The sequence below is a fragment of the Pseudomonas arcuscaelestis genome, from assembly GCF_016881005.1.
GTDB lineage: Bacteria > Pseudomonadota > Gammaproteobacteria > Pseudomonadales > Pseudomonadaceae > Aquipseudomonas > Aquipseudomonas arcuscaelestis.
This window is the reverse complement of the sequence record NZ_JACOPV010000005.1, coordinates 362825-389787: the sequence shown is the minus strand read 5'-3', so window position 1 is coordinate 389787 and position 26963 is coordinate 362825. Positions and strand designations below refer to the sequence as shown.

The following is a 26963-nucleotide window of genomic DNA, read 5'->3' as shown; positions in this document are numbered from 1 at the left end:
CTTGTTTCATCGCTCGCAACACTGAAATATGGCCACGTTGTCGGTAGTTCCTGCTACGAAAAACAATAAGCGCTGCACCTTCAGGAGACATGCGCCATGAGCAAAACACCGGTTCATCCAGTGGACGAAGTCTTGCCTCTGCGTCAGTTATTCACCTTCGGTTTGCAACATGTACTGGTGATGTACGCCGGGGCGGTAGCGGTACCGCTGATTCTCGGCAGTGCGCTGGGGCTGACATCGGCGCAAGTCATCATGCTGATCAACGCCAACCTGCTGACATCGGGCGTGGCGACCCTGATCCAGACCCTCGGTTTCTGGAAGTTCGGCGCTCGCTTGCCCCTGATCCAGGGCTGCTCATTCATCGCCCTGGCACCCATGATCATGATCGGCAAGGAGTTCGGGCTCAGTCAGATTTTCGGTGCTGTGATCGCGGCAGGCGCCATTACTATCGCGCTGGCCCCCGTATTCAGCCGTCTGCTGCGCTTCTTTCCGCCGGTAGTAATCGGCAGCCTGATCACCATCATCGGTGTCTCGCTGATGCCTGCCGCGGCTATCTGGCTGGGCGGCGGCAACCCGGCTGCCGAAGACTTCGGCAACCCTGCCAATCTGCTGCTGGGCCTGGCGACAGTCACTGTCACCCTGGTGATCTACGCCAAGTTCTCCGGCTTTATCGGCAACCTCAGCGTGCTCATCGGCTTGTTTGTCGGCAGTTTGATCGCCGCAGCGTTCGGCATGACCAACTTCAGCCGAGTGAGCGAAGCTGCCTGGTTCGAACTGAGCCCACCCATGGCCTTCGGCGCGCCGCAGTTCTCGCTGGTACCGATCATGGTCATGACCCTGGCCATGCTGGTGATCATGGCCGAGACCACGGGCAACTGCCTGGCCATCGGCAAATTGACCGGCAAACCGACCACTCAGCAAACCCTGGGCAACGCGTTTCGTGCGGACGGCCTATCCACCATGCTCGGCGGCCTTTTCAACAGCTTTCCGTACAACGCGTTCACACAAAACACCGGGCTGATTGCTCTTTCCAATATCAAGAGCCGCTTCGTGGTAGCTGCTGCTGGAGCAATCATGGTGCTGATGGGCTTGTTCCCCAAGCTCGGCGCCTTGATTGCTGCAGTGCCCACCCCGGTGCTGGGTGGCTGCGCCATCGTGATGTTCGGCATGACCACAGTCGCCGGTATCCAGGAGCTGTCGCGGGTGAAGTTCGAAGGCACCCGCAACGGCATCATCGTGGCTGTTTCAGTCAGCGTGGGGGTGCTGCCGATGTCCTTCCCGCCCCTGTTCGAACACGCCAACGGCGCACTCAAGCTGGTACTGGAGAGTGGCATTTTCCTCGGCGCAATCACCGCCATCGTGCTCAACGTACTGCTCAATAACGAGAAGAAAACCAACGACAGTGTCGCCGCCGAGATGGCCGAGTGACCCGTCCACCCTTTACTGCCAAGGAGCAAACCATGACCAGCATCACTCAGCTCAGCCCTGCTGGCGTTACCGAGATGGACCTGCAACTGCTGCGCCGCGCCATCGATTTATCCACTGCGTCCCGGCAGCGCGGCCGCCACCCCTTCGCCGCCTTGGTCGCCGATCGCGATGGCAATGTGATTGCCGAAGCTGGCAACAACTCCATGCCTCCGGAGGGTGATCCGACCCAGCACGCCGAATTGGTCGCGGCCGCCAACGCCGCCAAGCTGCTCGACCCTCAAGCACTGGCCAGTTGCACTTTGTACACCAGCGCCGAGCCTTGCTGCATGTGTGCCGGCGCCGTGTATTGGACGGGTATCGGCCGAGTGGTGTATGCCTTGTCCGAGCATGCCTTGCTCGGCTTGACCGGCGATCACCCGGAGAATCCGACCTTCTCCCTGCCGTGTCGCGAAGTGTTTGCCAAAGGTCAACGCAAGGTCAGCGTGCTCGGCCCAATGCTTGAAGATGAAGCCGCCGCGCCGCACAAGGGCTTTTGGTCATGAATGGAGGCATCTCCATCCATGTCGTGGATGTCGCCAGCGGTTGCGTGGCACAGGGGCTGGAAGTACGCCTGGAGCGATTGGATGCAGCACGGCGTGAGCTGATCTGTGCCGGCCGTATCGGCAGTGACGGGCTGCTGGCTGAGCTTGGTGATCTCAGTGAGTGTCGCCCGGCAGGGGTGTACGAGGTCAGCTTGCAAGTTGCCGACTTCTACCGGGCCCAGGGCACTGCGCTGCCAGCACTGCCGTTTCTGGATGAGCTGGTGTACCGCTTCGGCGTTGGCGAACCAACCCAGCACTACCATTTACCGTTCAAATTGACCGCCTGGGGCGTTTCCTGTTTTCGCGGTGGCGCCTGACGCTCAGCTCGACGCACGTTAGTGCGTCGAGCCTCGGCCTTGTTCTTCAGGCATTCAGTTGCTGCAACAGCACTTCCAGTGGATGACGCAAGGTGCGATCAGCCTGGCGCTTGACTTGGCTGCGGCATGAATAGCCGGTCGCCAACGCTTCACCTTCCTTGTCCAGTTTACCGGCCCAGGACTGTTCGAAGATGGTCTTCGACGTTTCCTGATTGCGTGCTTCATGGCCGTAAGTGCCCGACATGCCGCAGCAACCGGTGGCCTCGGTGGACAGCTTCAGGCCCACGCGCGCAAACACCTGCTCCCACTGGCGCGTGCTGGCCGGTACGTTGGTCTTCTCGGTGCAGTGCGCCATGAGTCGGAAAGTACCAGTCGTTCTGCCAGGCTGCTCAGGCAGCACCTCCATCAGCCACTCCTGTGGCAACAGGACTTTCGGGCATTCACCCAGACCAGGAACCTTCAGGTACTCCTGGCGATACACCAGGGTCATCGCCGGGTCCAGGCCAACCAACGGCACACCGCAATCTGCCAGGGCACTGAGCTGGCGGGCGTTACCAATAGCCGCCTTGTTGAAAGCGCCGAGAAAGCCCTGCACGTGCAGCGGCTTGCCGTTGGCGCTGTAGGGCGCCAGGTAGATACGCTGGCCAAGGCGATAAGCCAAATCGATAAAAGCGGCCAACACCGGGGTTTCAAAATAGCGGGTGAAGGCATCCTGGACCAGGATGATACTGCGCTCACGCTGCGCCGGGGTGAGCTCGCGCAGGGCCGGGATACTGGCCATGCGCACGTTGCAACGGGTCAGCGTCGCTTGCAGGTTGTAGCGGCTGATCAAGGGGCTGTCGAGTATGCCGACCTGCTGTTCCAGCAGTTTGCTCACCCACTTGGAGCCCATCACCGCGTTATACAAACCGGGAGCGTGCGCCAGGTACGGAATGCTGAACTCCAGCGAGCCGATCAGATAATCACGCAGGGGTCGCTGGTAGCGCCCGTGGTACAGCTCAAGAAAACGCGAGCGGAATTCCGGCACGTTGACCTTGATCGGGCATTGGCCAGCACAGGATTTGCACGCCAGGCAACCGGCCATGGCGTCGTAGACTTCATGGGAAAAATCCGCCTCGCCTTTGCTGCGCGAAAAATTGTTGCGCAAGCGTGCTGGCAGGCCCTTTAGCCAATCGAGCTTACCTTGCGCTGTCGCCAGCACATCGATGTTGGCAGCGCCCTGCAGGCGCAGCCACTCCCGGATCAGCGAAGCGCGGCCCTTGGGTGAATGCTGGCGTTCACGGGTGGCTTTCCACGACGGGCACATGGCGTCGTTGGGATCATAGTTGTAGCAGGCGCCGTTGCCGTTGCAGTGCACGGCGCTGCCAAAGCTTTGCCATACGCGCTCGTCGATCTGGCGGTCGAAGTCTCCTCGCAGGGGTGCCTCGTTGACCTTGATCAGGCCCTGGGCGCTGTCCGGTGGTGTGCAAATCTTGCCGGGATTGAGCTGGTTGTGCGGGTCGAATGCACCCTTGAGCGCTTGCAGCGACGGGTACAGTTCGCCGAAGTATTCCGGTACGTATTCCGAGCGCAGGCCCTTGCCGTGCTCGCCCCAGAGCAAGCCGCCGTAACGCAAGGTCAAGGCTGCCACTGCATCGGAAATCGGCTTGACCAACGCCGCCTGCGCCGGGTCTTTCATGTCCAGGGCCGGACGCACGTGCAGCACGCCGGCATCGACATGGCCGAACATGCCATAGGCCAGACCGTAGCCATCAAGCAAGGCCCGGAACTCGGCAATGTAGTCCGCCAATTGCTCCGGCGGCACCGCCGTGTCTTCCACGAACGGCTGCGGACGCACCTCGCCCTCGACGTTGCCCAGTAGACCCACCGAACGCTTGCGCATGGTGTAGACCCGCGTGACCGCCTCGGAGCCCTCGGCCAGCGTGTGACCCAAGCGCTCGACACCGGTGTCGGCCTGCAGGTGTGCGACGAAAGCCTGTACCCGTGCATTGACTTCCTGCGGATCATCACCGCAGAACTCGACCAGGTTGATCCCCAGGGTCGGGCGTTCGACGTCGGCGGGGAAGTACTCGGCAACACTGTGCCAAACGATGTCTTTCATCGCCAGCATCAAGACCTTGGAGTCCACCGTCTCGATCGACAGCGGCTTGTGCGCCATCAATGCATTGGCGTCCCGCAAGGCGTCCATGAAACTGCTGTAGCGGACGTTGACCAGCACGGCGTACTTGGGAATTGGCAGCACATTGAGCTTGGCCTCGACCACATACCCGAGCGAGCCCTCTGCACCGCACAACACACTGTTGAGGTTGAAACGGCCCTGCTCATCACGCAGGTGCGCCAGGTCGTAACCGGTCAGGCAGCGGTTGAGTTTGGGGAAGATCTGCTCGATCAGCTCGGCTTTGGTTTCCTGGATGTTGCGCGCCGCGCGGTACACCTCGCCAGCACGGCCAGTTTCAGCACAGGCCTGATCCAGTTCAGCCTCGCTTAAAGGCCGGGTATGCAGGCGTTGGCCGCCGAGCAGGACGCTGTGCAGCTCCAGCACATGGTCACGGGTTTTACCGTAGGTGCAACTGCCCTGGCCGCTGGCATCGGTGTTGATCATGCCGCCAACCGTAGCGCGGTTGGAGGTGGAAAGCTCAGGGGCGAAGAACAGGCCATGCGGTTTGAGCGCGGCATTGAGCTGGTCTTTGACCACCCCGGCCTGCACCCGTACCCAGCGCTCCTCGACATTGATTTCAAGAATGCTGTTCATGTGGCGCGACAGGTCGACCACAATGCCATCGGTCAGCGACTGACCGTTGGTGCCAGTACCGCCACCGCGAGGCGTGAGTTTGACTGCCTGAAAGCGCGGTTCGGCCATCAGCGCGGCAATACGCGCAACGTCGTCGGTATCCTCAGGAAATACCGCTGCCTGCGGCATGCGCTGGTAGATCGAGTTGTCCGTGGCCAGCACCGTGCGGGTGGCGTAGTCAGCACTGAGCTGGCCACGGAAACCGGCACTGCGCAGGGCTTCAAGGAAATCAGGGTAAAGAGTGGCCGGTGCGGTGCCGGTCAGTCGGGCGATCATCGGTGGACGGCCTCATTTATGTCAGGCTAATCGAGAATACTTGCTGAAACGGTATGGTCAGTACACCGCCAGGTAGTGGATGATGCCAATGATCCCGCAGCCTTGAGCCAGGCACAAACGGATATTTCCGCAGCCTTTGATGACTTTTACGAATGAATTACCGCAATCTCACCCCTTCAATGTCTTTACTGCTGGCATTCGAGGCCGCGGCGCGCCATGAAAGCTACACCCGCGCCGCTGTGGAGCTGTCGCTGACCCAAAGCGCGATTAGCCGCCAGGTCCAGGCGCTTGAGCAGCAGTTGGGCGTGACGCTGTTCCGACGCGAAGGCCGCACGGTAAAGCTCACCGACGTCGGACGGCTATACCAGCGTGAAATCAGCGAGGCCCTGGGCCGCATCCGCAGTGCCACCCTGCACGCTATTGCCCACCAGGCAGGGGGTGGCAGCCTGCGCCTGGCAACCCTGCCGACCTTCGGCTCGAAATGGTTGCTGCCACGGCTGCACGCGTTCTACCGTAGCCATCCTGAAGTACTGGTACACATCAACTCACGCATTGAACCGGTGGACTTCGCCACCAGTGGTATAGACGCCGCAATCGTCGTCGCCACCAGCGAGCTACCAGGGCTGATCTGCCATCGTTTGCATGCCGAAGAATTGATGGTGATCCTCTCGCCTACCCTGGCCGCCACCCGGCCGACCTGGAGCGCGCAAGACATCAGCCAGCAGGTCCTGCTCAGTGTGGCCAACAATGCCAATGCCTGGGGCGAGTGGTTTACCCATCACGGCCTGACCCACCACGCTATGCGTCTTGGGCCGAGCTTTGAATTGACTTCGCATTTGATTCAGGCGGTGCGTGCCGATATCGGCATCGGCCTGGTGCCACGCATTCTCATCACCGAAGAACTGGCCGGGGGCGAACTGAGCAGTCCCACCCAGCCCTTTGCCAGCGCACGCAGCTATTACCTGGTATACCCGCCACGTAACCAGACACTGCCGGCACTGCAAGCGTTCCGTGATTGGCTCTTGGAAAAAGCAGGCAGGGAACTTCGCGACTGAGATCGAGCGCGACGCCGCAACGTCGCGCTCGCTGGCCCTTAGTGCGGGGCGCGGGGAATGGTCTTGAGCAAGTCTTCAGGGCTGATGTGCCCGACCACTTGCTGGCTGCCCGGTTGCGGCAAATCGAAGATGTGCCCCTTCATCTTGCCGATTACATGCATTTCGCAAGGCTTGCAGTCGAACTTCAACGTCAGCACCTCGTCACCGTGTATCAGTTGCATCGGTGCAACCTTGGTGCGCACACCCGTAACGCCCTTGGCCTGCTTGGGGCACAAGTTGAAAGAGAAACGCAGGCAGTGCTTGGTGATCATCACCGGCACTTCGCCTTTCTCTTCGTGGGCCTCGTAGGCGGCGTCGATCAGCTTGACCCCGTGACGGTGATAGAAGTCGCGAGCCTTCTGGTTGTAGACGTTGGCCAAAAATGACAGGTGCGACTCCGGGTACACCGGCGGCGGATTGCTTTCGGCTTTGCGCCCACCCCGCGGGTGTGCGGCAATGCGCGCAGCCGTCAGGGCCTCGATGACTTCACGGCGCAAGGCTTTGAGCTGCGAGTTGGGAATGAAGTATGCCTGTGGCGCTTGCAGGTCGATGGCGGTGGCATGGTATTGAGTGGTACCCAACTGACCGAGCAGATCGTGCAACTGCTCCAGCGCCTGCTCCGGCTTGTTGGCGACCCCAAACGGGCCGTCAAGCGTAATGCTGGCAGAGACACCCTCTTCACTGGTGGCGGTCAATTGCAGGCTGCTCTCGGTCAAGCGCGCGACCCATACCAGGCCGATGCGACGCTCGGCAGAAGTTTTCTGCAGGGCTTGCTGCCAGTTGTGGTCCAGGTTGCGGCTCAACGGATGGTTTGGCCGTAGCTGGTACATGCCCTTGGGCATTTCGTTGGGTTCGACGCGATAGCGGTAGCGCTTCTCGCCGTCTTCATCGAACTCGCCCTTGGGCTCGGCGATATTGGCCCGAAAGCCCACCACTTCACGCTTGACCAGCACATTGAGGCCATCACCATTGGATAGCGGCTCATGGGTGACGACTTGCATGTCACGCTTGCCGACTTTTTCCACCACACCTACCGCCAGACCGGTGAAGGTTGGCGAGTCGAAGGCGCCGATATCGATTTTGCGCTCGCTGACAAAGTAGTCGGTGCTGCCACGGTGGAAGGTTTTATCCGGGTCGGGCACGAAGAAGTGCGCGGTGCGGCCGCTGGAAGCGCGCGCCAGGTCCGGGCGATCTTCGAGGACTTCGTCCAGGCGCTGACGGTAGTAGGCGGTGATGTTCTTCACATAGCCCATGTCCTTGTAACGCCCTTCGATCTTGAACGAGCGAACCCCCGCTTCAACCAGGGCGCGAATGTTGGCGCTCTGGTTGTTGTCCTTCATCGACAGCAGGTGTTTTTCGTAGGCAATGACGCCGCCTTGTTCATCCTTGAGTGTGTACGGCAGTCGGCAGGCCTGGGAGCAGTCGCCACGGTTGGCACTGCGACCGGTCTGGGCATGGGAAATGTTGCATTGGCCTGAGAAGGCCACGCACAAAGCACCATGGATGAAGAACTCGATGGCGGCATCAGTCTCGTCGGCAATCGCACGGATTTCCTTGAGGTTCAGCTCTCGGGCCAGAACCAATTGCGAGAAACCGGCCTGATCGAGGAATTTGGCCCGCGCCAGGGTGCGGATGTCCGTCTGGGTACTGGCGTGCAGTTCAATTGGCGGGATATCCAGCTCCATCACACCCAGGTCCTGGACGATCAGCGCATCGACTCCAGCATCGTACAGCTGGTGAATCAGCTTACGTGCCGGCTCAAGCTCGTTGTCGTGGAGAATGGTATTGATGGTGGTGAACACCCGAGCATGATAACGGCGGGCAAACTCCACCAACTGGGCGATATCGCTCACCTCGTTGCAGGCGTTGTGGCGGGCGCCGAAGCTTGGGCCACCGAGGTACACGGCGTCGGCGCCATGCAAGATGGCCTCACGGGCGATGGCCACATCGCGGGCAGGGCTGAGCAGTTCGAGGTGATGCTTGGGTAAGGACATGTTTTTTTAGTCAGGCTTGGCACGGTCAAGGCGCGCATTGTAGCGCGAAACACGCTACCGGCACCTGTGCGCTGCCCGATGGCCATCGAATTGCGACCTCAAGCGCGGCAACAAACCAGCGGAAGCGTCAGCTCACTAAGATGTTGCTGCTAAATTCCTATCCTTTTAATAGCCACGCCATTGAACAGATTAATCAAGTTGGTGGCTAACCCGGATACGCATTACCTAGCATTTTTGTCAGGTTCGAACTTCAAGTATTTCCTCAATACTCCTCGAAGCGTTCCTATCCGCTTCAAGGAGTACCACATGTCTACCTACCACCAGCTCAGTGCGATCAGTCGCCTGCTTGCCAACCTACACCCGCTTAGCCTGTTCCAAGATCCCCCACCCACCCTGAATGCCCCGCGCATCCCCATTGCCGAGGGCAACGGCGGCATTCGCTGGGCCGACATCAGCGACCCGAACGTCCCCATTCAAGTGTTGATCACTGCCTACCCATCCATGCGGATCGCCGACAAGGTCGAGCTGTTCTGGAACAACCGCCTGATCGACACCCAACTGGTCAATCAGGATCACCTCGACCTGGGTTCCATGACCCTCAACGTCCCCACCGCCGCCGTTCAGGACGGCACACCGCCGGTGCATTACCTGGTCACCAGTGCCGTCGGCGGCAATGTCTACAAATCCCACCCGCTCAACATCCGGGTCAAGACCAACGTGCCCGGCGGCACCGACCCCGATCCTTCCACCCCGTACACCAACGAGAACCTGCAAGCCGTCACCGGTGTACCGGAGCTGGTGGAGGACAGCAACGCCGACAACATCGTCGCCACTGTGCCGGCGTACCTGAACATGACCGAGGGCGACCAACTCAAGCTCAGCTGGGGAGGCGAATCGGTCGAGCACAGTGTGCAGGCCAGCGAGGTGAACACCGCGATCCTCTTGCCCGTGCCTCGTGCCGTCATCGAGCAAGCCGGCGCCGGGCCCGTGCTGGTCCTGTACGAAGTGCGCGACATCGTCAACAACTGGTCGCTGTGGTCGCGCCCGGTGGAGATCAATGCCGAGATTGGCAGCGGCCTGCTGCGGGCCCCGGACGTCCTCGACGCCGTGAACGGCGCGATCGATCTCGAACGCCTGGGCGACCAGGATGCGCGCATCCGGGTACGCGTCTATGCCGGTATGGCCGAGGGTGACACCCTCACCGTCACCTGGCGCGCCCGCCCGCCCATCGGCGACCCGGTCGAGCATGAGCAAGCCTACAGCGTGGACGCCGACAACGAGGGCTTGCCTGCCGAAGTCGGCGTGCCCAATGCCATCGCCAGGGCCAGTGCCGGTGGTATGGCCGTCATCACCTACAAGGTGACCTCCAACCGTGGCGTGCAGCATTCCCGCCGCACCTCGGTAGAGATCATTGGCCAGGTCCAGCGCCTCGTACCGCCGACCTTGCAAGAGGCCGTGGGCGATAGTCTTGATCTGGAGCAGATCCCTGACGGCGGCGCCACCGTCGAAGTCGCACCCTATCTAAACATGCAGGCGGGTGATCGAGTGGAGCTGTTCTGCGTGGGTACGGCTGCCAATGGCTTGCCCTCCTCCTATCAGGACACCCGGGACATCACCGGTAGCATGGTCGGCAAGCCTGTGTTGCTCAGCGTACCCAAGGCCTTCTTCACACCTTTACTCAATGGCTCCCTGCGCGTGTACTACCGGGTCAAGGGTGAAGAGTCCACCAGTCTGGAGCTTAACGTGGTTGGCCAGGGCGGCGCCGTGCTACCGGCACCCAGCGTTGTTGGGGTAGTAGACGGCACCCTCGATCCCGACGCAGTACCCAGCGGTACCAATGCCACAGTGCCCCAGTATCCTGGCAAGGCATTGGGTGACCGTATCACCCTGACCTGGCAAGGCCTGACCGGTACCAGCTACAGCGACTATATCGATGTGAGCGCAGAAAATCTGGGCACACCGATCAACTTTTTCATCGGCTATACCCCTTACATCATTGGCAACCTCAACAATGACGTGACCGTTGGCTATCGAGTGCAGCGCAGCAGCGGCAGCCCGGCCAGTTCGGCACTGCTGAACCTGCCCATCCGGCGCAAGGCGCAGGACAATTTCATCGCGCCGACGGTTGTACAGGCGCCAGGCGGCATTCTGGATCCGATTACGGCCAGTGCAGGCGCCACGGTGCGGGTCGAGTATGAAGCCATGCTGACCACCGACACCCTGGCCGTCGCCTGGACGGGTGAAGGCAGCGCCGACACCATCGAAACCGAGCAAAAGCCCGGGAGCATCAGCGGTCGCGTGGATTTCACTATCCCGCCTTCAGTGGTGGCGGCCAGCCAAGGCAAGACCATCAACGTGCGCTATGCCGTGGTCCGCGGGAGCAACCCTGTACTCTCCGAACCCTTGGCATTGCGGGTGAACACACTGCAGCCAATACATCTGCCGACCCCCATCGTCCCCGAAGCAAACGGCACTGCCACGCTGGACATGGCCAGCTTCGACGGCGATGCCGCGGTCACGGTCGAGCCCTGGCCGCTGATTGCCGAAGGGCAACGCTATTGGATCAAGGTCAGTGGAACGCTGGAGAACGGCACGTCCTATAGCTTCTATCCGGCACGAGCGCTGCTGGTCAGCGCGGGCGAAGCGACACAAGGGTTGAGCAGCAAAGTGCTGCGCACCGAGCTGGTAAAGCTCAAGCATGACTCATCGTTAAGCGTGGAAGTCAGCGTCGCTTTCGATGGCGCTGCAGACGAATCCAAAGCGCTGACGTTTCCAATACTTACATTGACACTCTCCAAACTGCCCGACCTGAGCCTGGAAAAGCCCGTTATTCCTTCAGCGCCAGGTAATGTACTCACCCCTGAGCAGGTGCCGGCCAGCGGGCTCGTGATTAACGTAAGGTCATACACCGGCATGACCATTGGGGACAAGGTCGGGGTGAAATTCGGCGCTTACACTACGCAACAGCAAACGGTAACTCAGATCCAACAATTAACCTTCAACGTCCCCAAAGCGGAGGTTAACCGTTACGCTGGCATGACCTTCTCAGTTGCTTATGTTGTGACCAGAGTTTCTGGAGATCAGGTCACCTCGCCGTCAGTAATCCTTCAAGTCAAGGCCTTGCAACCGGCCCTGTACATAGATCCCACACCCGTAACGCTGAACGGCAGAATCTATCGCTCATCAAGACCAGTTACGAATCCACCCGCAAACGCCTCAGTGACACGTACAGCCAGCGGAGGGAAACCTCCTTACAAATACTACTCAAGTAATCCGAACGCGTTCGAAGTCGACATCAATACCGGACGAGCCATTTCATTCCTCAGTGGCACTCATAACGTAGTAGTACAGGATGCCGAGATGAACACGGCCCAGTACAGCGTGACCGTTTCGAACGTGCGACTTTTTTCAGGTTTGGGAATATTCGGGACGTGGGTCTCGTGCCGGGACTCGGCAGCTTCGTATGGCGGCACTTTGCCAACGCTGGCGGAATGGGCAGCACTTCGTACCTCCTACAGCGACGGTAACCCTGGCTTCGAGGGCGCAAATTGCTGGTGTCTGGATTCGGCTGGAACGAACAGGCGCTATGTATTCAATCCAGCAACCGGGGAACAAGGATCTCTACGAGGAGGAAACTGGATTGGTGATAGCGCGATAGGCTACGGCATATTCGACCGTTAGCCTTATTCCCTTTCGGGTGAGCCCGGCGTTTACCACTGCCGCTCACCCCTTGGCCGCCATCGCCGTCACTTCCACCCGCATACCTTCAACAGCTAGCGATGCAACGCCAACAGCGGCGCGTACCGGCCACGGTTTGGCGAAGAAACGTTGGTAGACTTCGTTGAAAGCGCCGCGATCCGCCATCTCGGTCAGGTAGATCGTCAGGTGCAACACCCGGTCCATCGAGCTGCCAGCACGCTCAAGGGCTACCTTGAGCGCTTGCAGGGTGCACTCACTCTGTAGGGTAATATCGCCAAGCTCCAGGCTGCCGTCGGCACGCGTTGGAATCTGGGTGGAAACCAACAGGCCGCCAAAACCGGCAACATCACTGGAAATGGATTCCGGATCGGGGTCAGGCGTGAAGGTAATGTCGTGGTTTGCCATGTGGGAATTTCCTGCTGAATAAATAAACGCTACGATGATGCAACAGTAACCAGCTGTTTTAAAAACAAATTTTTGCTTCAGGACTTCACAGACGGCGCAAAAGTTGTTAAATTCGCGGCCATTCCTGCTACAGCAGCGAATGCAGCAACTTCTTCAAATGAGTGCCCGACACTCATCGCAACATCTACAGGGGCGTCGCCAAGCGGTAAGGCAGCAGGTTTTGATCCTGCCATGCGTTGGTTCGAATCCAGCCGCCCCTGCCATTTTCTTCTTCAAAGCCAAAGCAATCTCACGACGACCTCCGTCGAAACCAAGCGCACCTCAAGCACAACGCTCAGCCGATAGGCCGGGATGACGCTGCTCAGCGCCAACCCCAACCTGCCTGTTACTTACCGACTGCCAGTGGCGGCGTGCGCGGCGGTACCAAGCGCCTGGAGCCTGTGGACTCGAATGCCGAAGCCAGGCGCAGCAGCGCTGAATCGTCGTAGGCACGCCCGGCAAATGTCAGCCCGACTGGCATACCAATGTCCACCATCACGCCCATCGGCACCGTCACCGTCGGCACGCCCAAGTGCCGGATAGCCAGGTTGCCGTTGGCGACCCACACGCCGTTGCTCCAGGCTATATCGGCCGATGCCGGGTCGACATCGGAATTGGCCGGGGCAACGTCGGCGACCGTTGGAAACAGCACGGCATCGAGCTGGAGGCGATCCATCCACTGCTCAAGGTCGATACGACGGGTTTTCTCCAAACCACGCAAGCCATCAGGCACGGTGCCGATCTTATCCCAAGGCGTGATGCCCCGCTCCGCCATGCGCACGTACTCATCCATGCCGGCAGCAAGGTCGCCCTCGCGATTTGGCAAGGTGCCCGGATCATGGGGAAAAATCTTTGCACCCTCGACATCGACCAGGCGGTTCAACTTTGGGTCGCCATTGGCCTGGAGAAAATCGTCAAACGCCCAGGCAGTCAGGTCCCACAGTTCATGGTGCAGGAACTCCTTGGAAACCAGGCCACGATTGAACACTGTCGGCGCGCCGGGACGATCCCCTTCGCAATTGGAGACCAACGGAAAATCCACCTCGATCACCTCGGCGCCCGCCGCTTCCAGCGCCTTGCGTGCCTCTTCCCATAGCGCGATTACCGTCGGCCGGGTATTGATACGCTGGCCCGTCGGACCACCGATACCCGGCGCTTCGCTGGTACCCGCCTCGGGATCGGCATTAATGTACATACGTGGAATGCCCAGGCGTTTGCCGGTGAGCGACGCAGCATCAACGGCCAGTTCCAAATACGAAGCCGGGCGCACCGACGCCACACTCGGAATCGGTACCCAGGGCTGCATCCGCCATAGATCGCCACGGGTATCAGGATCTTCGGCAACCACCACATCGAGCACTTCGAGCAGGTCGGTCATGGTTCGGGCAAAGGGCACAACCACGTCCATGGTGGGCGTCAGCGGCCAGTTGCCACGCACCGAAATTACCCCACGTGAAGGGGTGTAGGCACACAAGCCGTTGTTCGACGCAGGCCCGCGACCGCTCGACCAGGTTTCCTCAGCCAGTCCGAACGCTGCAAAGCTGGCAGCAGTGGCAGTGCCTGCGCCATTGGATGAGCCCGAGGCGAAAGGCGCAGTGAGGTAGTCGGCGTTGTACGGGCTTTCAGCCCGGCCATACACCCCACGCTGCATACCGCCGTTGGCCATGGGCGGCATGTTGGTCTTGCCCAGGCAGATCGCACCGGCGGCACGCAGGCGCTCGATGGTGAAGGCATCGCGATAGGCAACCAGTTCGGCAAAGGCCGGGCTTCCCGAGGCGGCGGTAAGCCCCTTCACCAGATAACTGTCTTTGGCTGTGTAAGGGATGCCATCGAGTGGCCCGAGGCATTCGCCCTTGGCCCGACGCGCATCGGCTGCCCGCGCTTCATTGAGCGCTTCGGGGTTGCGCACCACCACTGAATTGAGCGCAGTTGTGGTTGCAGGGCCGTCGTAGGCATCGATTCGGGCGAGGTAAGCTTCAACCAATTCCACCGAGGTCGTGCTGCCGGATTCGAGCGCGGCGCGCAATTGCGCGATGGAAACTTCAGTGACCTCGATCATGGGTTCACCTCCGATGGCTGGAGGTTGACGCCAGGACGTTCGCCATCACACTGAATACTGGGCACAGACACATCAATTCTCTCAAAACGGGTTTTCATATCGAGTCTCGTTGCACGCCATTACGCGATTCCGCGCATTGGCCACCATGAAAACCCGGCGTTGCTTTTAAAGCAACAGAGCAGCCGAAGGATCAACTCGAGTAAAATGTACTAACTTGTTAATTAGCTTGCTAAGGGTATAATTCCGCCACTCCCCTCTTCGAGTTCTTTTCGACATGAAGCAACCATCGCGCCCTGCTGGCGCCTCAACATTCATCCTTGCCGGCCTTGGCATCATCATCGCCGTGCTTGGTCTGGCGCTGGCCGCAGGTGGCGTGAAACTGATCAGCCTGGGCGGCTCCTGGTACTTTCTGATCGGCGGCTTGGCAATGACCGGCGCCGGCTTGCTGGTCGCACGCCGCCAACCAGCCGGCGCCTGGCTGTATGCCGCCTTCCTTGTCGGCACGGCCATTTGGGCTGTGGCCGATGTCGGGCTGGAGTTCTGGCCGCTGTTCTCACGCCTGTTCATGTTCGGCGCAATCGGCCTGGCAGTGGTGCTGGTCTACCCCATGCTGGCGCGCTCTGCAGGCGCAACACCCGGCCGCGGCGCTTATGCCATGGCAGGCCTCATGGCCGTGGCGCTGGTTGTTGCAGTCGGCAACATGTTCGTCGCCCACCCCAGCGTCAGCCCAAACGGCGATGGCCCCGGCCTGACCCCGGTCGACCCGGCCAAAGCGCAGAAGGATTGGGCGCACTACGGCAACACCGAAGGTGGCAGCCGCTTTGCCGCCCTTGACCAGATCAATCGCGAAAACGTCAATGACTTGAAAGTGGCCTGGACCTATCACACCGGAGACGTTGCTATCAGCGACGGCAATGGCGCCGAAGACCAACTCACCCCTTTGCAGGTCGGCAACAAGGTTTTCATCTGCACCCCGCACAACAACCTGATTGCCCTTGATGCCGACACCGGCAAAGAACTGTGGAAGAATCAGATCAATGCCCAATCGGCGGTCTGGCAACGCTGCCGCGGCATGGCCTATTTTGATGCCAGCACGCCAATCGTACAGCCTACTCATGCCAACAGCTCGGCGATCATTGCGGCCAGCGTGCCGGCGGGTGCGAACTGCCAGCGACGACTGCTGACCAATACCATCGACGCCCGCCTGATCGCCGTTGATGCGGACACCGGCGAGTTCTGCCAGGGCTTCGGCAGCAACGGTCAGGTCAACCTCAAGGCCGGCCTCGGCAATGTCCCCGACAGCTACTATCAACTATCATCTGCTCCGCTCATGGCCGGTACCACCGTAGTTGTCGGTGGACGCGTGGCAGACAACGTGCAAACCGATATGCCAGGCGGCGTGATCCGAGGCTTTGATGTCATTAGCGGGCAAATGCGCTGGGCATTCGACCCGGGCAACCCCGAAGACCGAAACGCGCCAGACGCTGACAACACCTATGTTCGCAGCACACCCAACAGCTGGGCGCCGATGTCCTACGACCCGGCGATGAACACCCTGTTCCTGCCGATGGGCAGCGCGTCTACCGACATCTATGGGGTCGAGCGTACCGAGCTGAACCACAAGTACGGTGCTTCCATACTGGCGCTGGACGCTACCAGCGGTGAAGAAAAGTGGGTGTACCAGACCGTGCACAACGATCTCTGGGATTTTGACCTGCCCATGCAACCGAGCCTGATCGACTTCACCAAGGCCGATGGTCAAACCGTGCCAGCGGTGGTGATCGGCACCAAGGCTGGGCAGATTTTTGTACTCGATCGCGCTACCGGCAAGCCGCTGACCCAGGTCGAAGAAGTCGCCGTCAAGCCGAGCAACATCCCCAACGAACCCTACTCGCCAACCCAGCCAAAATCGGTTGGCATGCCACAGATCGGCGCCCAACAACTGACCGAGTCGGACATGTGGGGCGCCACGCCGTACGATCAATTGCTGTGCCGCATCGACTTCAAGAAAATGCGCTACGACGGCCTCTATACCGCTCCGGGCACCGACCTGTCGCTGAGCTTCCCAGGCTCGCTTGGGGGCATGAACTGGGGCAGCATTTCTACCGACCCGGTGCATGGCTTCATCTTCGTCAACGACATGCGCCTGGGCCTATGGATTCAAATGATTCCATCGCAGAATAAGGCTCAGGCCAGTTCCGGTGGCGAAGCACTTAACACCGGCATGGGCGCCGTGCCGCTCAAGGGCACGCCCTACGCGGTGAACAAGAACCGTTTCCTGTCGGTGGCCGGTATTCCTTGTCAGGCGCCGCCGTTCGGCACCCTGACCGCCATCGACATGAAAACCCAGAAAGTTGCCTGGCAGGTACCCGTAGGCACGGTCGAAGACACCGGCCCCTTGGGTATCCGTATGCACTTGCCGATCAACGTTGGCTTGCCGACCCTTGGCGGCACCCTGTCGACTCAGGGCGGCCTGATATTCATTGCCGGTACTCAAGACTTCTACCTGCGCGCCTTCAACAGCGGCAACGGTGAAGAAGTCTGGAAAGCCCGCCTGCCCGTCGGCAGCCAGGGTGGCCCGATGACCTACGTATCGCCGAAAACCGGCAAGCAGTACATCGTGATTAGCGCAGGTGGTGCCCGCCAGTCGACCGATCGCGGCGACTACGTCATGGCCTACGCCCTGCCGTAACCACGCCGTTGCTGTATGGCGCGGCGCCTGGGTGCCGTGCCCCTTCCCTCGTTTTTTCTCGCGATTCTTTCAGATAGGTTGTGCATGTCCCGCGCTTTTCGCTTCTCTGGCCCTCGCTTGCTTGCCGGCCCGCTCCTGACCCTAACGTGCATCACCTTGCAACCCGCACTGGCCAACGATGCGGACCTGATGACCCGTAGTACCCTCAGCGGTGATTGGGGTGGCCTGCGTCATCAACTGGACAGCCAAGGCATCAAGTTCACTGGCGACTACAGTGGCGAGACTGCCTACAACGCCGATGGTGGCCTGCAGCGCTCCGCCAGATACTCACAAAACATCAAACTTGGCGTGCAATTCGATCTGGGCAAGCTATATGGCCTGGATAACGGCGGCAAGGTGCAAATGACCATCAATGATCGTCGCGGCAACAGTGCTTCTGAGGACTTGGTAGGCAACCGTCTGCCAATTCAGGAAAACTTCGGCGGCCTCTATACTCGCCTGACTGAGTTGAGTTACGAGCGCACCCTGTTCAGCCCCGAACTGAACGTCAAGCTGGGCTACATGGCCATGGGCAACGATCTCGGTGGCTTGGACAGCGGGATTCTCTGCAACTTCATGAACGCAGGTTTTTGCGGTCATCCGTTGAACATGTCCGGCGGCAGCGGCTGGACCAATTACCCCAACGCACACCTCGGCGTGCGCCTGAAGTACGACCTGTCATCGACCTGGCAAGTGCGGGTCGCCGCGTTCAACGTTGACCCACAGAGCAACGGCAACTCCAGCCGCGCCTGGCACTTGGGACCCAAACACACCACCGGCACTGTGCTGCCGCTAGAGCTGGTGTACAAGCTGCAGGGTGAGCTGCCCGGCGAGTACAAGCTGGGCTACTACTACGACAGTTCCGACGCCAAGCGCATCGGCAGTGACAAGGAAGTGTCCGGTCGTGACGGCCATTATCTGCTGATCGACCAGGCCGTGTGGCATTCGCAAGCCTCGCCAGGGCGCAGCATGCATGCTTTTGGTCAGTACTCGGCAGCGAGCACCGCCGCGTCCCCGTTCAGCAAGTGGTATGGCGTTGGCCTGGTCTTGTACACACCGTTCGAAGGTCGCGCGCGCGACACCATCGCTATTGGCTACGGCCGCGCCGTACCCAATCCGCGCAGCCGTGACGCCCAGCAAGACGCCGCCGCAGCCAATGGTGAAAGCGTTCCCAACCTGCACAGCGCCGAACAACTGATCGAACTCAGCTACGGCTATCAGGCAACCCCCTGGCTGACGCTGCGTCCGGACGTGCAATACATCATCGAACCTGGGGCATTTTCCGCAGAGAAAATCGACAACGCCCTGGTGTTGGGCCTGCAAGTCAAAGCGAGTTTCTAAACCTGCCCAAGCCGGTTGACGGCCAGAAAAGACAAGGCCCCGTCCAATACTGGCGGGGCCTTGTTTTACCTACTGCCTATAGTTCTAGCATCGGCACCAGACCCGCGATTGGCGGTCGTCGTGGTACGCATCGAGGTCAGCAGGCAAATCGTGTTGATTTCATACTGCGCCGGCACTGGCGACGGGTCAACGTCCAACCCTGTACCGTTTGTCAGACGTTTTTGAATACAACCATGGTCCAATCTATGACTGGCCGTTTCCCATCTGCACGGGATGTATTATCGTGGCTGCGTGCGCAATAAGAGACGCCTGGTTCGTCAGGCATATGCAAATCGATTCGAGGGTGCCATGAGTAACGAAAGCATTAACTGGGACAAGCTGGGCTTCGACTACATCAAGACCGACAAGCGCTACCTGTCCTATTTCCGTAACGGCGAGTGGGACCAGGGCACCCTGACCGAAGACAACGTGCTGCACATCAGCGAGGGCTCTACTGCGCTGCATTACGGCCAGCAATGTTTCGAGGGTATGAAGGCCTACCGCTGCAAGGACGGTTCGATCAACCTGTTCCGCCCCGACCAGAACGCCCTGCGCATGCAGCGCAGCTGCGACCGCCTGTTGATGCCACAGGTACCGACCGAACAGTTCATCGAAGCGTGCAAACAGGTGGTAAAAGCCAACGAACGCTTTGTGCCGCCGCACGGCAAAGGCGCCCTGTACCTGCGTCCGTTCGTCATCGGTGTAGGCGACAACATTGGCGTGCGTACCGCCCCGGAATTCATTTTCTCGATCTTCGCCATTCCGGTCGGCTCCTATTTCAAAGGCGGCATGACCCCGCACAAGTTCCTGATTTCCGACTACGACCGTGCCGCGCCACAAGGCACCGGTGCCGCCAAGGTTGGCGGTAACTATGCAGCCAGCCTGCAGCCCGGCTACAAAGCCAAGCAGGCCGGTTTTGCCGACTGTATCTACCTGGACCCACTGACCCACACCAAAATTGAAGAAGTCGGTTCGGCCAACTTCTTCGGGATCACCCCGGACAACAAGTTCATCACCCCGAAATCGCCCTCGGTACTGCCAGGCATCACCCGTCTGTCGCTGATGGAACTGGCCAAATCGCGCCTGGGCCTGGAAGTGATCGAAGGTGATGTGCTGATCGACAAGATCGGCCAGTTCAGCGAGGCCGGTGCCTGCGGTACTGCTGCGGTGATCACCCCGATCGGCGGCATCCAGTACAACGGCGAGCTGCATGTGTTCTACAGCGAAACCGAAGTCGGCCCGGTTACCCGCAAGCTCTACGATGAGCTGACCGGCATCCAGAGCGGCGACATCGAAGCGCCAGCAGGCTGGATCGTCAAAGTAGCGTGACCCACAGACCCCGCCGATGGCGGGGTTTTTTTTCTGCAGGCCTGGATTTATTCACGCTTGCAGCGCCTGATCCTCGCAGATGAATTTTTCTTTAACCCGGGCACCGCCTATTCTTTGGCACAATCAAGTCTCTACTCGCCGCCCAGGTACTAGCATGCCCCGCGTACTGACTATCGAAGACGACGCCGTGACCGCCCAGGAGATCGTCGCCGAACTCACCAGCCATGGCCTGGAAGTGGATTGGGCCGACAACGGCCGTGAAGGCCTGGCCAAAGCCATAGCCGGTGGCTACGACCTGATAACGCTCGACCGCATGCTCCCTGAGCTGGACGGCCTGACCATCGTCACCACCCTGCGCAACCTGAAGATCGCCACGCCGATTCTGATGATCAGCGCGCTGTCTGATGTCGATGAACGAGTGCGCGGCCTGCGCGCTGGTGGCGATGACTACCTGACCAAGCCCTTTGCCTCGGATGAAATGGCTGCCCGCGTCGAAGTGTTGCTGCGGCGCAACAGCGTGCCCCTGGCACAAACCCGCCTACAAGTGGCCGACCTGCAACTGGACTTGATCAGCCACGAGGCCCGCCGCGGGGAACAGGCCCTCAGCTTGCTGCCCACCGAGTACAAGCTGCTGGAATTCCTGATGCGCCATGCAGGCCAGGTCATCACCCGAATGATGATCTTCGAAGAAGTCTGGGGCTATCACTTCGACCCCGGCACCAACCTGATTGACGTGCACATCGGACGCTTGCGCAAAAAAATCGACGCGGCTGGCCAGACGCCCCTGATTCGAACCGTACGGGGCTCGGGCTATGCCATTGCCGAACCCGTCTAAGGGTTGGAGTTCCTCGACCAGTCGTATGCTGGCGCTCTACAGTTTTCTATTTGTGGCCTGGAGCAGCATCCTCATGGGGGTGCTGTATTTCGAGGTTTCCGGCTACCTGAACAAGCTCACCCGGCACTCACTGCAACAGCGCCAGCATTTGTTCGCGCACATGAGTGGCAAGCAACTCGACGACGCCCTGATCGCAAGTCAAGCCTTCGAAGAACGCAGCTTCGACGCCTATGGCTTGTTCGACGCACAGTTCAATCCGTTGGCTGGGCAGATCCGCCAGGTGCCGACCGACCTTGGGTTGGACGGCAAAATCCATGAGCTGAGCCGCTGCCTGGACGCCGATGATCCGCACCTGCCTCGCGACAGTTGTGACGCCGTGGCAATCAAGGTGCGTGATGGCCGCTGGCTGGTGTTGGTACGCGACAACGGCTCGTTGTTTGTCGTTACCCGCATCATTCTTCATGCCCTACTCTGGGGACTTTCACTGACGATCATCCCCGGCTTTGCCGGCTGGTACCTGCTGCGTCGTCGGCCGCTCAAACGTATTCGCGCCATTCAGGCGACTGCCGAACAGATCGTCGCAGGCGATCTTACCCAGCGCCTGCCACTGTCTCAGCGGCGCGACGAACTGGACATGCTCGCAGCTATTGTCAACGCCATGCTCGATCGCATCGAGCGTCTGATGCACGAGGTCAAGGGCGTATGTGACAACATCGCTCACGACCTGCGCACCCCGCTGACGCGCCTGCGCGCCCAGCTCTACCGGATACGCCAGCAGGCCGGAGACAACTCCGCGCAAGCCGACGCACTGGAGCAGGCGATAGGAGAAACCGACACCCTGATGGCGCGCTTTCGTGGCTTGCTGCGCATCAGCGAACTGGAAGACCGCCAGCGGCGGGCCGGATTTGTCGAGCTTGATCCGCGCGCCCTGCTGGTGGAAATGCACGACTTCTACCTGCCTTTGGCAGAGGACGGCGAGATTCAGTTGAAGCTGGAACTGCCCGCACAGCTACCGCCACTCAACGGTGACCGCGAGCTATTGTTTGAGGCACTGGCCAATTTATTGGGCAATGCGATCAAATTTACCCCTGCCGGCGGCGCCGTACGCATGCGTGCCCGCAATGAGGCCGGCGTGGTGAGCATCGAGGTGGAGGACAGCGGCCCGGGAATTCCCCAGAGCGAGCGTGAAGCGGTGTTGAAACGCTTTTATCGCAGCGAAGAAGGTCATCGTCACCCAGGATTCGGGCTGGGACTGTCGGTGGTTGCGGCGATTATCGACCTGCATGGCTTTGCGCTTGAGGTCGGGGCGAGCGAGTTGGGTGGCGCGAAATTGGCGTTGCATTGCCGGACCGGGGTAGCCCGCTAGGGCCATCGCGAGGCAGGCCCACTCCCACAGTAGGAGCGAGCTTGCCCCACGAGTGTTCAGTCAGCCAGACGCCAGGTAGTCGCGCCTTTGCTGTCTTCCAGCACCACGCCCATGGCGGTGATCTGGTCGCGGATGCGATCCGACTCAGCCCAGTTCTTGTCGGCACGCGCCTGCAGGCGCGCCTGGATCAAGGCTTCGACCTCGGCGGCATCAACCTTGCCTTCGGCGCCAGCGCGCAGGAAGTCGTCGGCATCCAACTGCAGCACGCCCAACAAGCCTGCCAACTCGCGCAGACGCGCAGCCAGACCGGCAGCAACCTCAGGCTCGCTCTCGCGCAAGCGATTGATCTCGCGCACCAGATCGAACAGCACCGCACAGGCTTCAGGCGTACCGAAGTCGTCGTTCATCGCCGCGGTGAAACGCTCGACATAGGCTTCGCCACCCTTGGCCTGCACGCGTGGCAAGCCGCGCAATGCGTGGTAGAAGCGCTCCAGGGCACCCTTGGACTCGCGCAGGCTGTCTTCGGAGTAGTTGATCGAGCTGCGGTAGTGGCTCGACACCAGCAGGTAGCGGACCACCTCGGGGTGGTACTTGTCGAGCACATCGCGAATGGTGAAAAAGTTGTTCAAGGACTTGGACATCTTCTCGCCATTGATGCGAATCATGCCGCAGTGCATCCACGAATTGGCGTACTGCTTGCCAGTTGCCGCCTCGCTCTGGGCGATTTCGTTCTCGTGGTGCGGGAACTCAAGGTCGTTGCCCCCGCCATGGATGTCGAAACTTTCACCCAGGCAGCAGGTGGACATCACCGAGCATTCGATATGCCAGCCAGGACGGCCCGGGCCCCACGGCGACTCCCAACTTGGCTCGCCCGGCTTGACGGCCTTCCACAGGACGAAGTCGAGCGGGTCTTGCTTGGCTTCGTCAACTTCGATACGAGCACCGATTCGCAAGTCTTCGATCTTCTTGCGTGACAACTTGCCGTAACCGACGAACTTGCCGACCCGGTAGTACACATCACCATTCGCCGCGGCGTAAGCGAAACCCTTGTCGATCAGGGTCTGAATCATCGCGTGCATGCCGGCGATATGGTCGGTGGCACGCGGCTCCTGATCTGGCGGCAAGATATTCAGGCGGCGCTCATCTTCGTGCATCGCATCTATCATGCGCGCCGTCAGGGCGTCGAACGACTCGCCGTTTTCATTGGCCCGATTGATGATCTTGTCATCGATGTCGGTGATGTTGCGCACGTAGGTCAGGTCGTAGCCGCTGTAACGCAACCAGCGCGTGACCAGGTCGAAGGCAACCATGCTGCGACCGTGGCCCAGATGGCAGTAGTCGTACACGGTCATGCCGCAGACATACATGCGCACTTTGTTGCCATCGAGCGGCTTGAAAACTTCCTTGGTCTTGCTAAGCGTGTTGTAGATGTTAAGCACGAGCGTTCCTCAGCTGCCCCACGAATCGCGCAGGGTCACAGTCCGGTTGAATACCGGGCGACCCGGCTGGGAGTCTTTCAGGTCGGCGCAGAAATAACCTTCGCGCTCGAACTGGAAGCGGTCTTCTGGCTGGGCCTGGCCCAGGGAAGGTTCCGCACGACAACCGCTGAGTACCTGCAGCGAATCGGAGTTGATATTGTCGAGGAAGCTGCCGCCGTCTTCGGTTTTCTCGGGGTTGGCCGAGCGGAACAGACGGTCGTACAGGCGCACTTCGCACTCGACGCTGGCCGCAGCCGGCACCCAGTGAATCACGCCCTTGACCTTGCGACCTTCAGGGTTTTTGCCCAGGGTGTCCGGGTCGTAGGAGCAATGCAGCTCGACGATATTACCGTCAGCGTCCTTGATCGCCTCATCGGCGCGAATCACATAGCTGCCGCGCAGACGCACTTCACCGGCTGGCTCCAGGCGCTTGTAGCCTTTTGGCGGCTCTTCCATGAAATCGTCGCGGTCGATGTAGATCTCGCGAGCGAACGGCAGCGCACGCACGCCCATGTCTTCTTTAGGGTGACGCGGCAGTTCGAGGTTCTCGACCTGGTCTTGCGGATAGTTGGTGATGACCACCTTCAATGGGCGCAGCACGCACATGGCGCGTGGCGCGGTGCGGTCTAGGTCGTCACGGATACTGAACTCGAGCATCGACATGTCGACCACGCCGTCGGAACGGTTGGTGCCGATCATTTCGCAGAAGTTGCGGATCGATGCCGGGGTATAGCCGCGACGGCGAAAGCCTGACAGCGTCGACATGCGTGGGTCGTCCCAACCGTTGACGTGCTGCTCATCAACCAGTTGCTTGAGCTTGCGCTTGCTGGTGATGGTGTAGTTAAGGTTCAGGCGGCTGAATTCGTACTGGCGCGGCTTGGCCGGCACCGGCAAGTGGTCAAGGAACCACTCGTACAGCGGGCGATGACCTTCGAACTCCAGGGTGCAGATGGAGTGCGTGATGCCCTCGATAGCATCCGACTGGCCATGGGTGAAGTCGTAGTTCGGGTAGATACACCACTTGTCACCGGTCTGGTGGTGGTGGGCATGACGAATGCGGTACAGGATCGGGTCCCGCAGGTTCATGTTCGGCGAGGCCATGTCGATCTTGGCCCGCAGCACACGTTCACCGTCCTTGAACTCGCCGGCTTTCATGCGCGCGAACAGGTCCAGGTTTTCTTCGACACTGCGCTCGCGAAACGGGCTGTTCTTGCCGGGCTCGGTCAGGTTGCCGCGGTATTCCTTGGCCTGCTCCGGGGTCAGGTCGCAGACGTAGGCGTTGCCCGACTTGATCAGGTCCACGGCCCAGTCGTGCAACTGGTCGAAGTATTCGGAGGCGTAGCGCACCGGGCCGGTCCACTGGAAGCCCAGCCACTGCACATCACTCTGGATGGCATCGATGTACTCCTGGTCTTCTTTGGCCGGGTTGGTGTCATCGAAACGCAGGTGACAAGCCCCACCGAATTCCTGGGCCAGGCCGAAGTTCACACAAATCGACTTGGCATGGCCGATGTGCAGGTATCCGTTGGGCTCTGGTGGAAAACGGGTGACGATGCTGCTGTGCTTGCCCGAATCCAGGTCGGCCTGCACGATCGGACGCAGGAAGTTCGCAGGGATGGCGGGTGCGCCTTTGGCAGCGGCGTTAGGAGCGGTGTCGGCAGTGGGCTTGCTCATAGGATCCTTGAATACGGGTACACGGCCTGGGTAGGCCGACTGAATCAAAGCGCTTATCATAGCCGAAGCGGTCGAGCTGCCGACAGCTTCGGTCCGACAAACTGGTCCGATATTCGGCAGGCAATGCGAAAAAACTGCCGCGAACCACGTATCGCGGGCTGTAGACTGTGCGTCAGGTTTGTATCGCGATCCTGCGTAAGCCCAATTCGAATGCCTTGAAAGAGCGAATTCCAGCATGTCCAAAGTCAAACTGAGCACCAATCACGGCGACATCGTCATTGAACTGAATGCCGAAAAAGCCCCGATCACCGTGGCCAACTTCATCGAATACGTAAATGCCGGTCACTACAGCAACACCGTTTTCCACCGCGTAATCGGCAACTTCATGATCCAGGGCGGCGGTTTCGAGCCAGGCATGAAAGAAAAGAAAGACAAGCGTCCGAGCATCCAGAACGAAGCCGACAACGGCTTGAGCAACGACAAGTACACCATCGCCATGGCCCGTACCATGGAACCGCATTCGGCTTCGGCACAGTTCTTCATCAACGTGACCGACAACAGCTTCCTCAACCACAGCGGCAAGAACGTGCAGGGCTGGGGTTATGCGGTATTCGGTAAAGTTACCGAAGGCACCGACGTTGTCGACAAGATCAAGGCTGTTTCCACCGGTTCCAAGTCTGGCCACCAGGACGTACCGGTCGAAGACGTGATCATCGAGAAAGCCGAGATCATTGAGTGATACTGCTGATCTCTGATCTGCACTTGCAAGAAGAACGCCCGGATATAACCCGGGCGTTTCTTGATCTGCTCGACGGTCGTGCGCGCCATGCTCAAGCGCTGTACATCCTCGGCGACTTCTTCGAGGCCTGGATCGGCGATGACGCCATGACGCCCTTCCAGACCAGTATTTGCCAGGCCCTGCGCGCCTTGAGCGACAGTGGTACCCAAGTCTACCTAATGCATGGCAACCGCGATTTCCTCATCGGCGAGGCCTTCTGCAAGGCTGCCGGCTGCACCCTGCTGAGCGACCCAAGTGTCGTGCAACTGGGGGGCGAGCCGGTGTTGTTGATGCACGGCGACAGCCTGTGCACTCTTGATCTGGCCTACATGAAAATGCGCCGTTACCTGCGTAACCCAGTAAGCCTATGGCTTCTTCGGCACCTGCCGCTTAGCACCCGCCAGAAGCTGGCGCGCAAGCTGCGCAGTGAAAGCCGGGCGCAGACGCGGATGAAAGCCAACGACATTGTCGACGTGACGCCGGAAGAAGTTCCGCGGGTCATGGCGCACCATGGCGTACGCACCCTGGTGCACGGCCATACTCACCGCCCGGCGATTCACAAGCTGATGGTCGATGATCAACCGGCACGGCGTATTGTGTTGGGCGACTGGGATCGTCAGGGTTGGGCACTGGAAGTGGATGAGCAAGGGTTTCAGCTGCAGCCGTTTGCTTTTCCGTAAGACCTGATCGCGGGGCAAGCCCTCTCCCA

General features: G+C 60.0%; 18 protein-coding genes and 1 tRNA gene. 13 read left to right on the top strand and 6 right to left on the bottom strand.

Annotation, left to right across the window (positions count from 1 at the left end):
- Window positions 1-96 precede the first annotated feature (96 nt).
- Genes H8F21_RS10230 through H8F21_RS10220 form a run of 3 tightly spaced genes read left to right on the top strand, consistent with a single transcriptional unit; the run spans window position 97 to window position 2326 of the window.
- Window positions 97-1428, top strand: a complete 1332-nt coding sequence (locus H8F21_RS10230) for a nucleobase:cation symporter-2 family protein (RefSeq protein WP_203584314.1) — start codon at window positions 97-99, stop codon at window positions 1426-1428.
- A 32-nt stretch (window positions 1429-1460) separates the two neighbouring features.
- Window positions 1461-1970 (top strand): nucleoside deaminase, encoded by a 510-nt coding sequence (locus H8F21_RS10225; protein ID WP_203584313.1) that lies wholly within the window; start codon window positions 1461-1463, stop codon window positions 1968-1970.
- Window positions 1967-2326 carry a hydroxyisourate hydrolase gene (locus H8F21_RS10220; protein WP_203584312.1) on the top strand — a complete coding sequence of 120 codons (360 nt, stop codon included), beginning with the start codon at window positions 1967-1969 and terminating at the stop codon, window positions 2324-2326. The genes H8F21_RS10225 and H8F21_RS10220 overlap by 4 nt, the downstream gene beginning before the upstream one ends.
- Window positions 2327-2372: 46 nt before the next feature.
- Here H8F21_RS10220 and ydiJ read toward each other — a convergent pair whose 3' ends face one another.
- Window positions 2373-5393 (bottom strand): D-2-hydroxyglutarate dehydrogenase YdiJ, encoded by a 3021-nt coding sequence (gene ydiJ / locus H8F21_RS10215; protein WP_203584311.1) that lies wholly within the window; start codon window positions 5391-5393, stop codon window positions 2373-2375.
- A gap of 152 nt (window positions 5394-5545) precedes the next feature.
- Between ydiJ and H8F21_RS10210 the strand changes: the two genes are divergently transcribed.
- Window positions 5546-6448 (top strand): LysR substrate-binding domain-containing protein, encoded by a 903-nt coding sequence (locus tag H8F21_RS10210; RefSeq protein ID WP_203584310.1) that lies wholly within the window; start codon window positions 5546-5548, stop codon window positions 6446-6448.
- A 38-nt stretch (window positions 6449-6486) separates the two neighbouring features.
- On the opposite strand, the gene H8F21_RS10205 is transcribed toward H8F21_RS10210, so the two are convergent.
- Window positions 6487-8481, bottom strand: a complete 1995-nt coding sequence (locus H8F21_RS10205) for a peptidase U32 family protein (protein ID WP_203584309.1) — start codon at window positions 8479-8481, stop codon at window positions 6487-6489.
- A 306-nt stretch (window positions 8482-8787) separates the two neighbouring features.
- Between H8F21_RS10205 and H8F21_RS10200 the strand changes: the two genes are divergently transcribed.
- Window positions 8788-12162, top strand: coding sequence for a hypothetical protein (locus H8F21_RS10200; RefSeq protein WP_203584308.1), 3375 nt, complete (start codon window positions 8788-8790; stop codon window positions 12160-12162).
- A gap of 42 nt (window positions 12163-12204) precedes the next feature.
- Here the strand turns inward: H8F21_RS10200 and H8F21_RS10195 are convergent, their stop codons facing one another.
- Complete coding sequence (locus H8F21_RS10195) at window positions 12205-12585, bottom strand: RidA family protein (protein ID WP_203476554.1); 381 nt, start codon at window positions 12583-12585, stop codon at window positions 12205-12207.
- 188 nt (window positions 12586-12773) lie between these two features.
- Between H8F21_RS10195 and H8F21_RS10190 the strand changes: the two genes are divergently transcribed.
- Window positions 12774-12848: transfer RNA gene (locus H8F21_RS10190), tRNA-Gln, on the top strand.
- Window positions 12849-12970: 122 nt separating this feature from the next.
- On the opposite strand, the gene H8F21_RS10185 is transcribed toward H8F21_RS10190, so the two are convergent.
- Window positions 12971-14683, bottom strand: coding sequence for an amidase (locus H8F21_RS10185; RefSeq protein ID WP_203584307.1), 1713 nt, complete (start codon window positions 14681-14683; stop codon window positions 12971-12973).
- 274 nt (window positions 14684-14957) lie between these two features.
- On the opposite strand from H8F21_RS10185, the gene H8F21_RS10180 reads away from it, so the two are divergent.
- The 5 genes from H8F21_RS10180 to H8F21_RS10160 all read left to right on the top strand — a co-directional run bounded on the left by H8F21_RS10180 (window position 14958) and on the right by H8F21_RS10160 (window position 22324).
- Window positions 14958-17375, top strand: a complete 2418-nt coding sequence (locus tag H8F21_RS10180; protein ID WP_203584306.1) for a glucose/quinate/shikimate family membrane-bound PQQ-dependent dehydrogenase — start codon at window positions 14958-14960, stop codon at window positions 17373-17375.
- An 84-nt stretch (window positions 17376-17459) separates the two neighbouring features.
- A complete protein-coding gene (locus H8F21_RS10175) occupies window positions 17460-18755 on the top strand; it encodes a carbohydrate porin (protein ID WP_203476558.1) in 1296 nt (431 codons plus the stop codon).
- Window positions 18756-19103: 348 nt separating this feature from the next.
- The gene (locus tag H8F21_RS10170) at window positions 19104-20123 is read left to right on the top strand and encodes a branched-chain amino acid aminotransferase (RefSeq protein ID WP_203476559.1); all 1020 of its coding nucleotides are present in this window, start codon (window positions 19104-19106) and stop codon (window positions 20121-20123) included.
- A 154-nt stretch (window positions 20124-20277) separates the two neighbouring features.
- Window positions 20278-20958: a response regulator transcription factor gene (locus H8F21_RS10165; RefSeq protein ID WP_203476560.1), complete on the top strand. Its 681-nt coding sequence runs from the start codon at window positions 20278-20280 to the stop codon at window positions 20956-20958.
- Window positions 20936-22324, top strand: coding sequence for a sensor histidine kinase (locus H8F21_RS10160; RefSeq protein WP_203584305.1), 1389 nt, complete (start codon window positions 20936-20938; stop codon window positions 22322-22324). Before H8F21_RS10165 ends, H8F21_RS10160 begins: the two co-directional genes overlap by 23 nt.
- Before the next feature lie 56 nt (window positions 22325-22380).
- Here the strand turns inward: H8F21_RS10160 and cysS are convergent, their stop codons facing one another.
- Both cysS and H8F21_RS10150 read right to left on the bottom strand, forming a co-directional pair.
- The gene (gene cysS, locus H8F21_RS10155; protein ID WP_203476562.1) at window positions 22381-23763 is read right to left on the bottom strand and encodes a cysteine--tRNA ligase; all 1383 of its coding nucleotides are present in this window, start codon (window positions 23761-23763) and stop codon (window positions 22381-22383) included.
- A 9-nt stretch (window positions 23764-23772) separates the two neighbouring features.
- On the bottom strand, window positions 23773-25476 hold the full coding sequence (locus tag H8F21_RS10150) for a glutamine--tRNA ligase/YqeY domain fusion protein (RefSeq protein ID WP_203543175.1): 1704 nt from the start codon (window positions 25474-25476) through the stop codon (window positions 23773-23775).
- A 235-nt stretch (window positions 25477-25711) separates the two neighbouring features.
- On the opposite strand from H8F21_RS10150, the gene H8F21_RS10145 reads away from it, so the two are divergent.
- Together H8F21_RS10145 and lpxH are read left to right on the top strand one after the other, a co-directional pair.
- Window positions 25712-26215, top strand: coding sequence for a peptidylprolyl isomerase (locus H8F21_RS10145; RefSeq protein ID WP_136475407.1), 504 nt, complete (start codon window positions 25712-25714; stop codon window positions 26213-26215).
- Window positions 26212-26934: a UDP-2,3-diacylglucosamine diphosphatase gene (lpxH, locus tag H8F21_RS10140; RefSeq protein ID WP_203584304.1), complete on the top strand. Its 723-nt coding sequence runs from the start codon at window positions 26212-26214 to the stop codon at window positions 26932-26934. Before H8F21_RS10145 ends, lpxH begins: the two co-directional genes overlap by 4 nt.
- Window positions 26935-26963 lie beyond the last annotated feature (29 nt).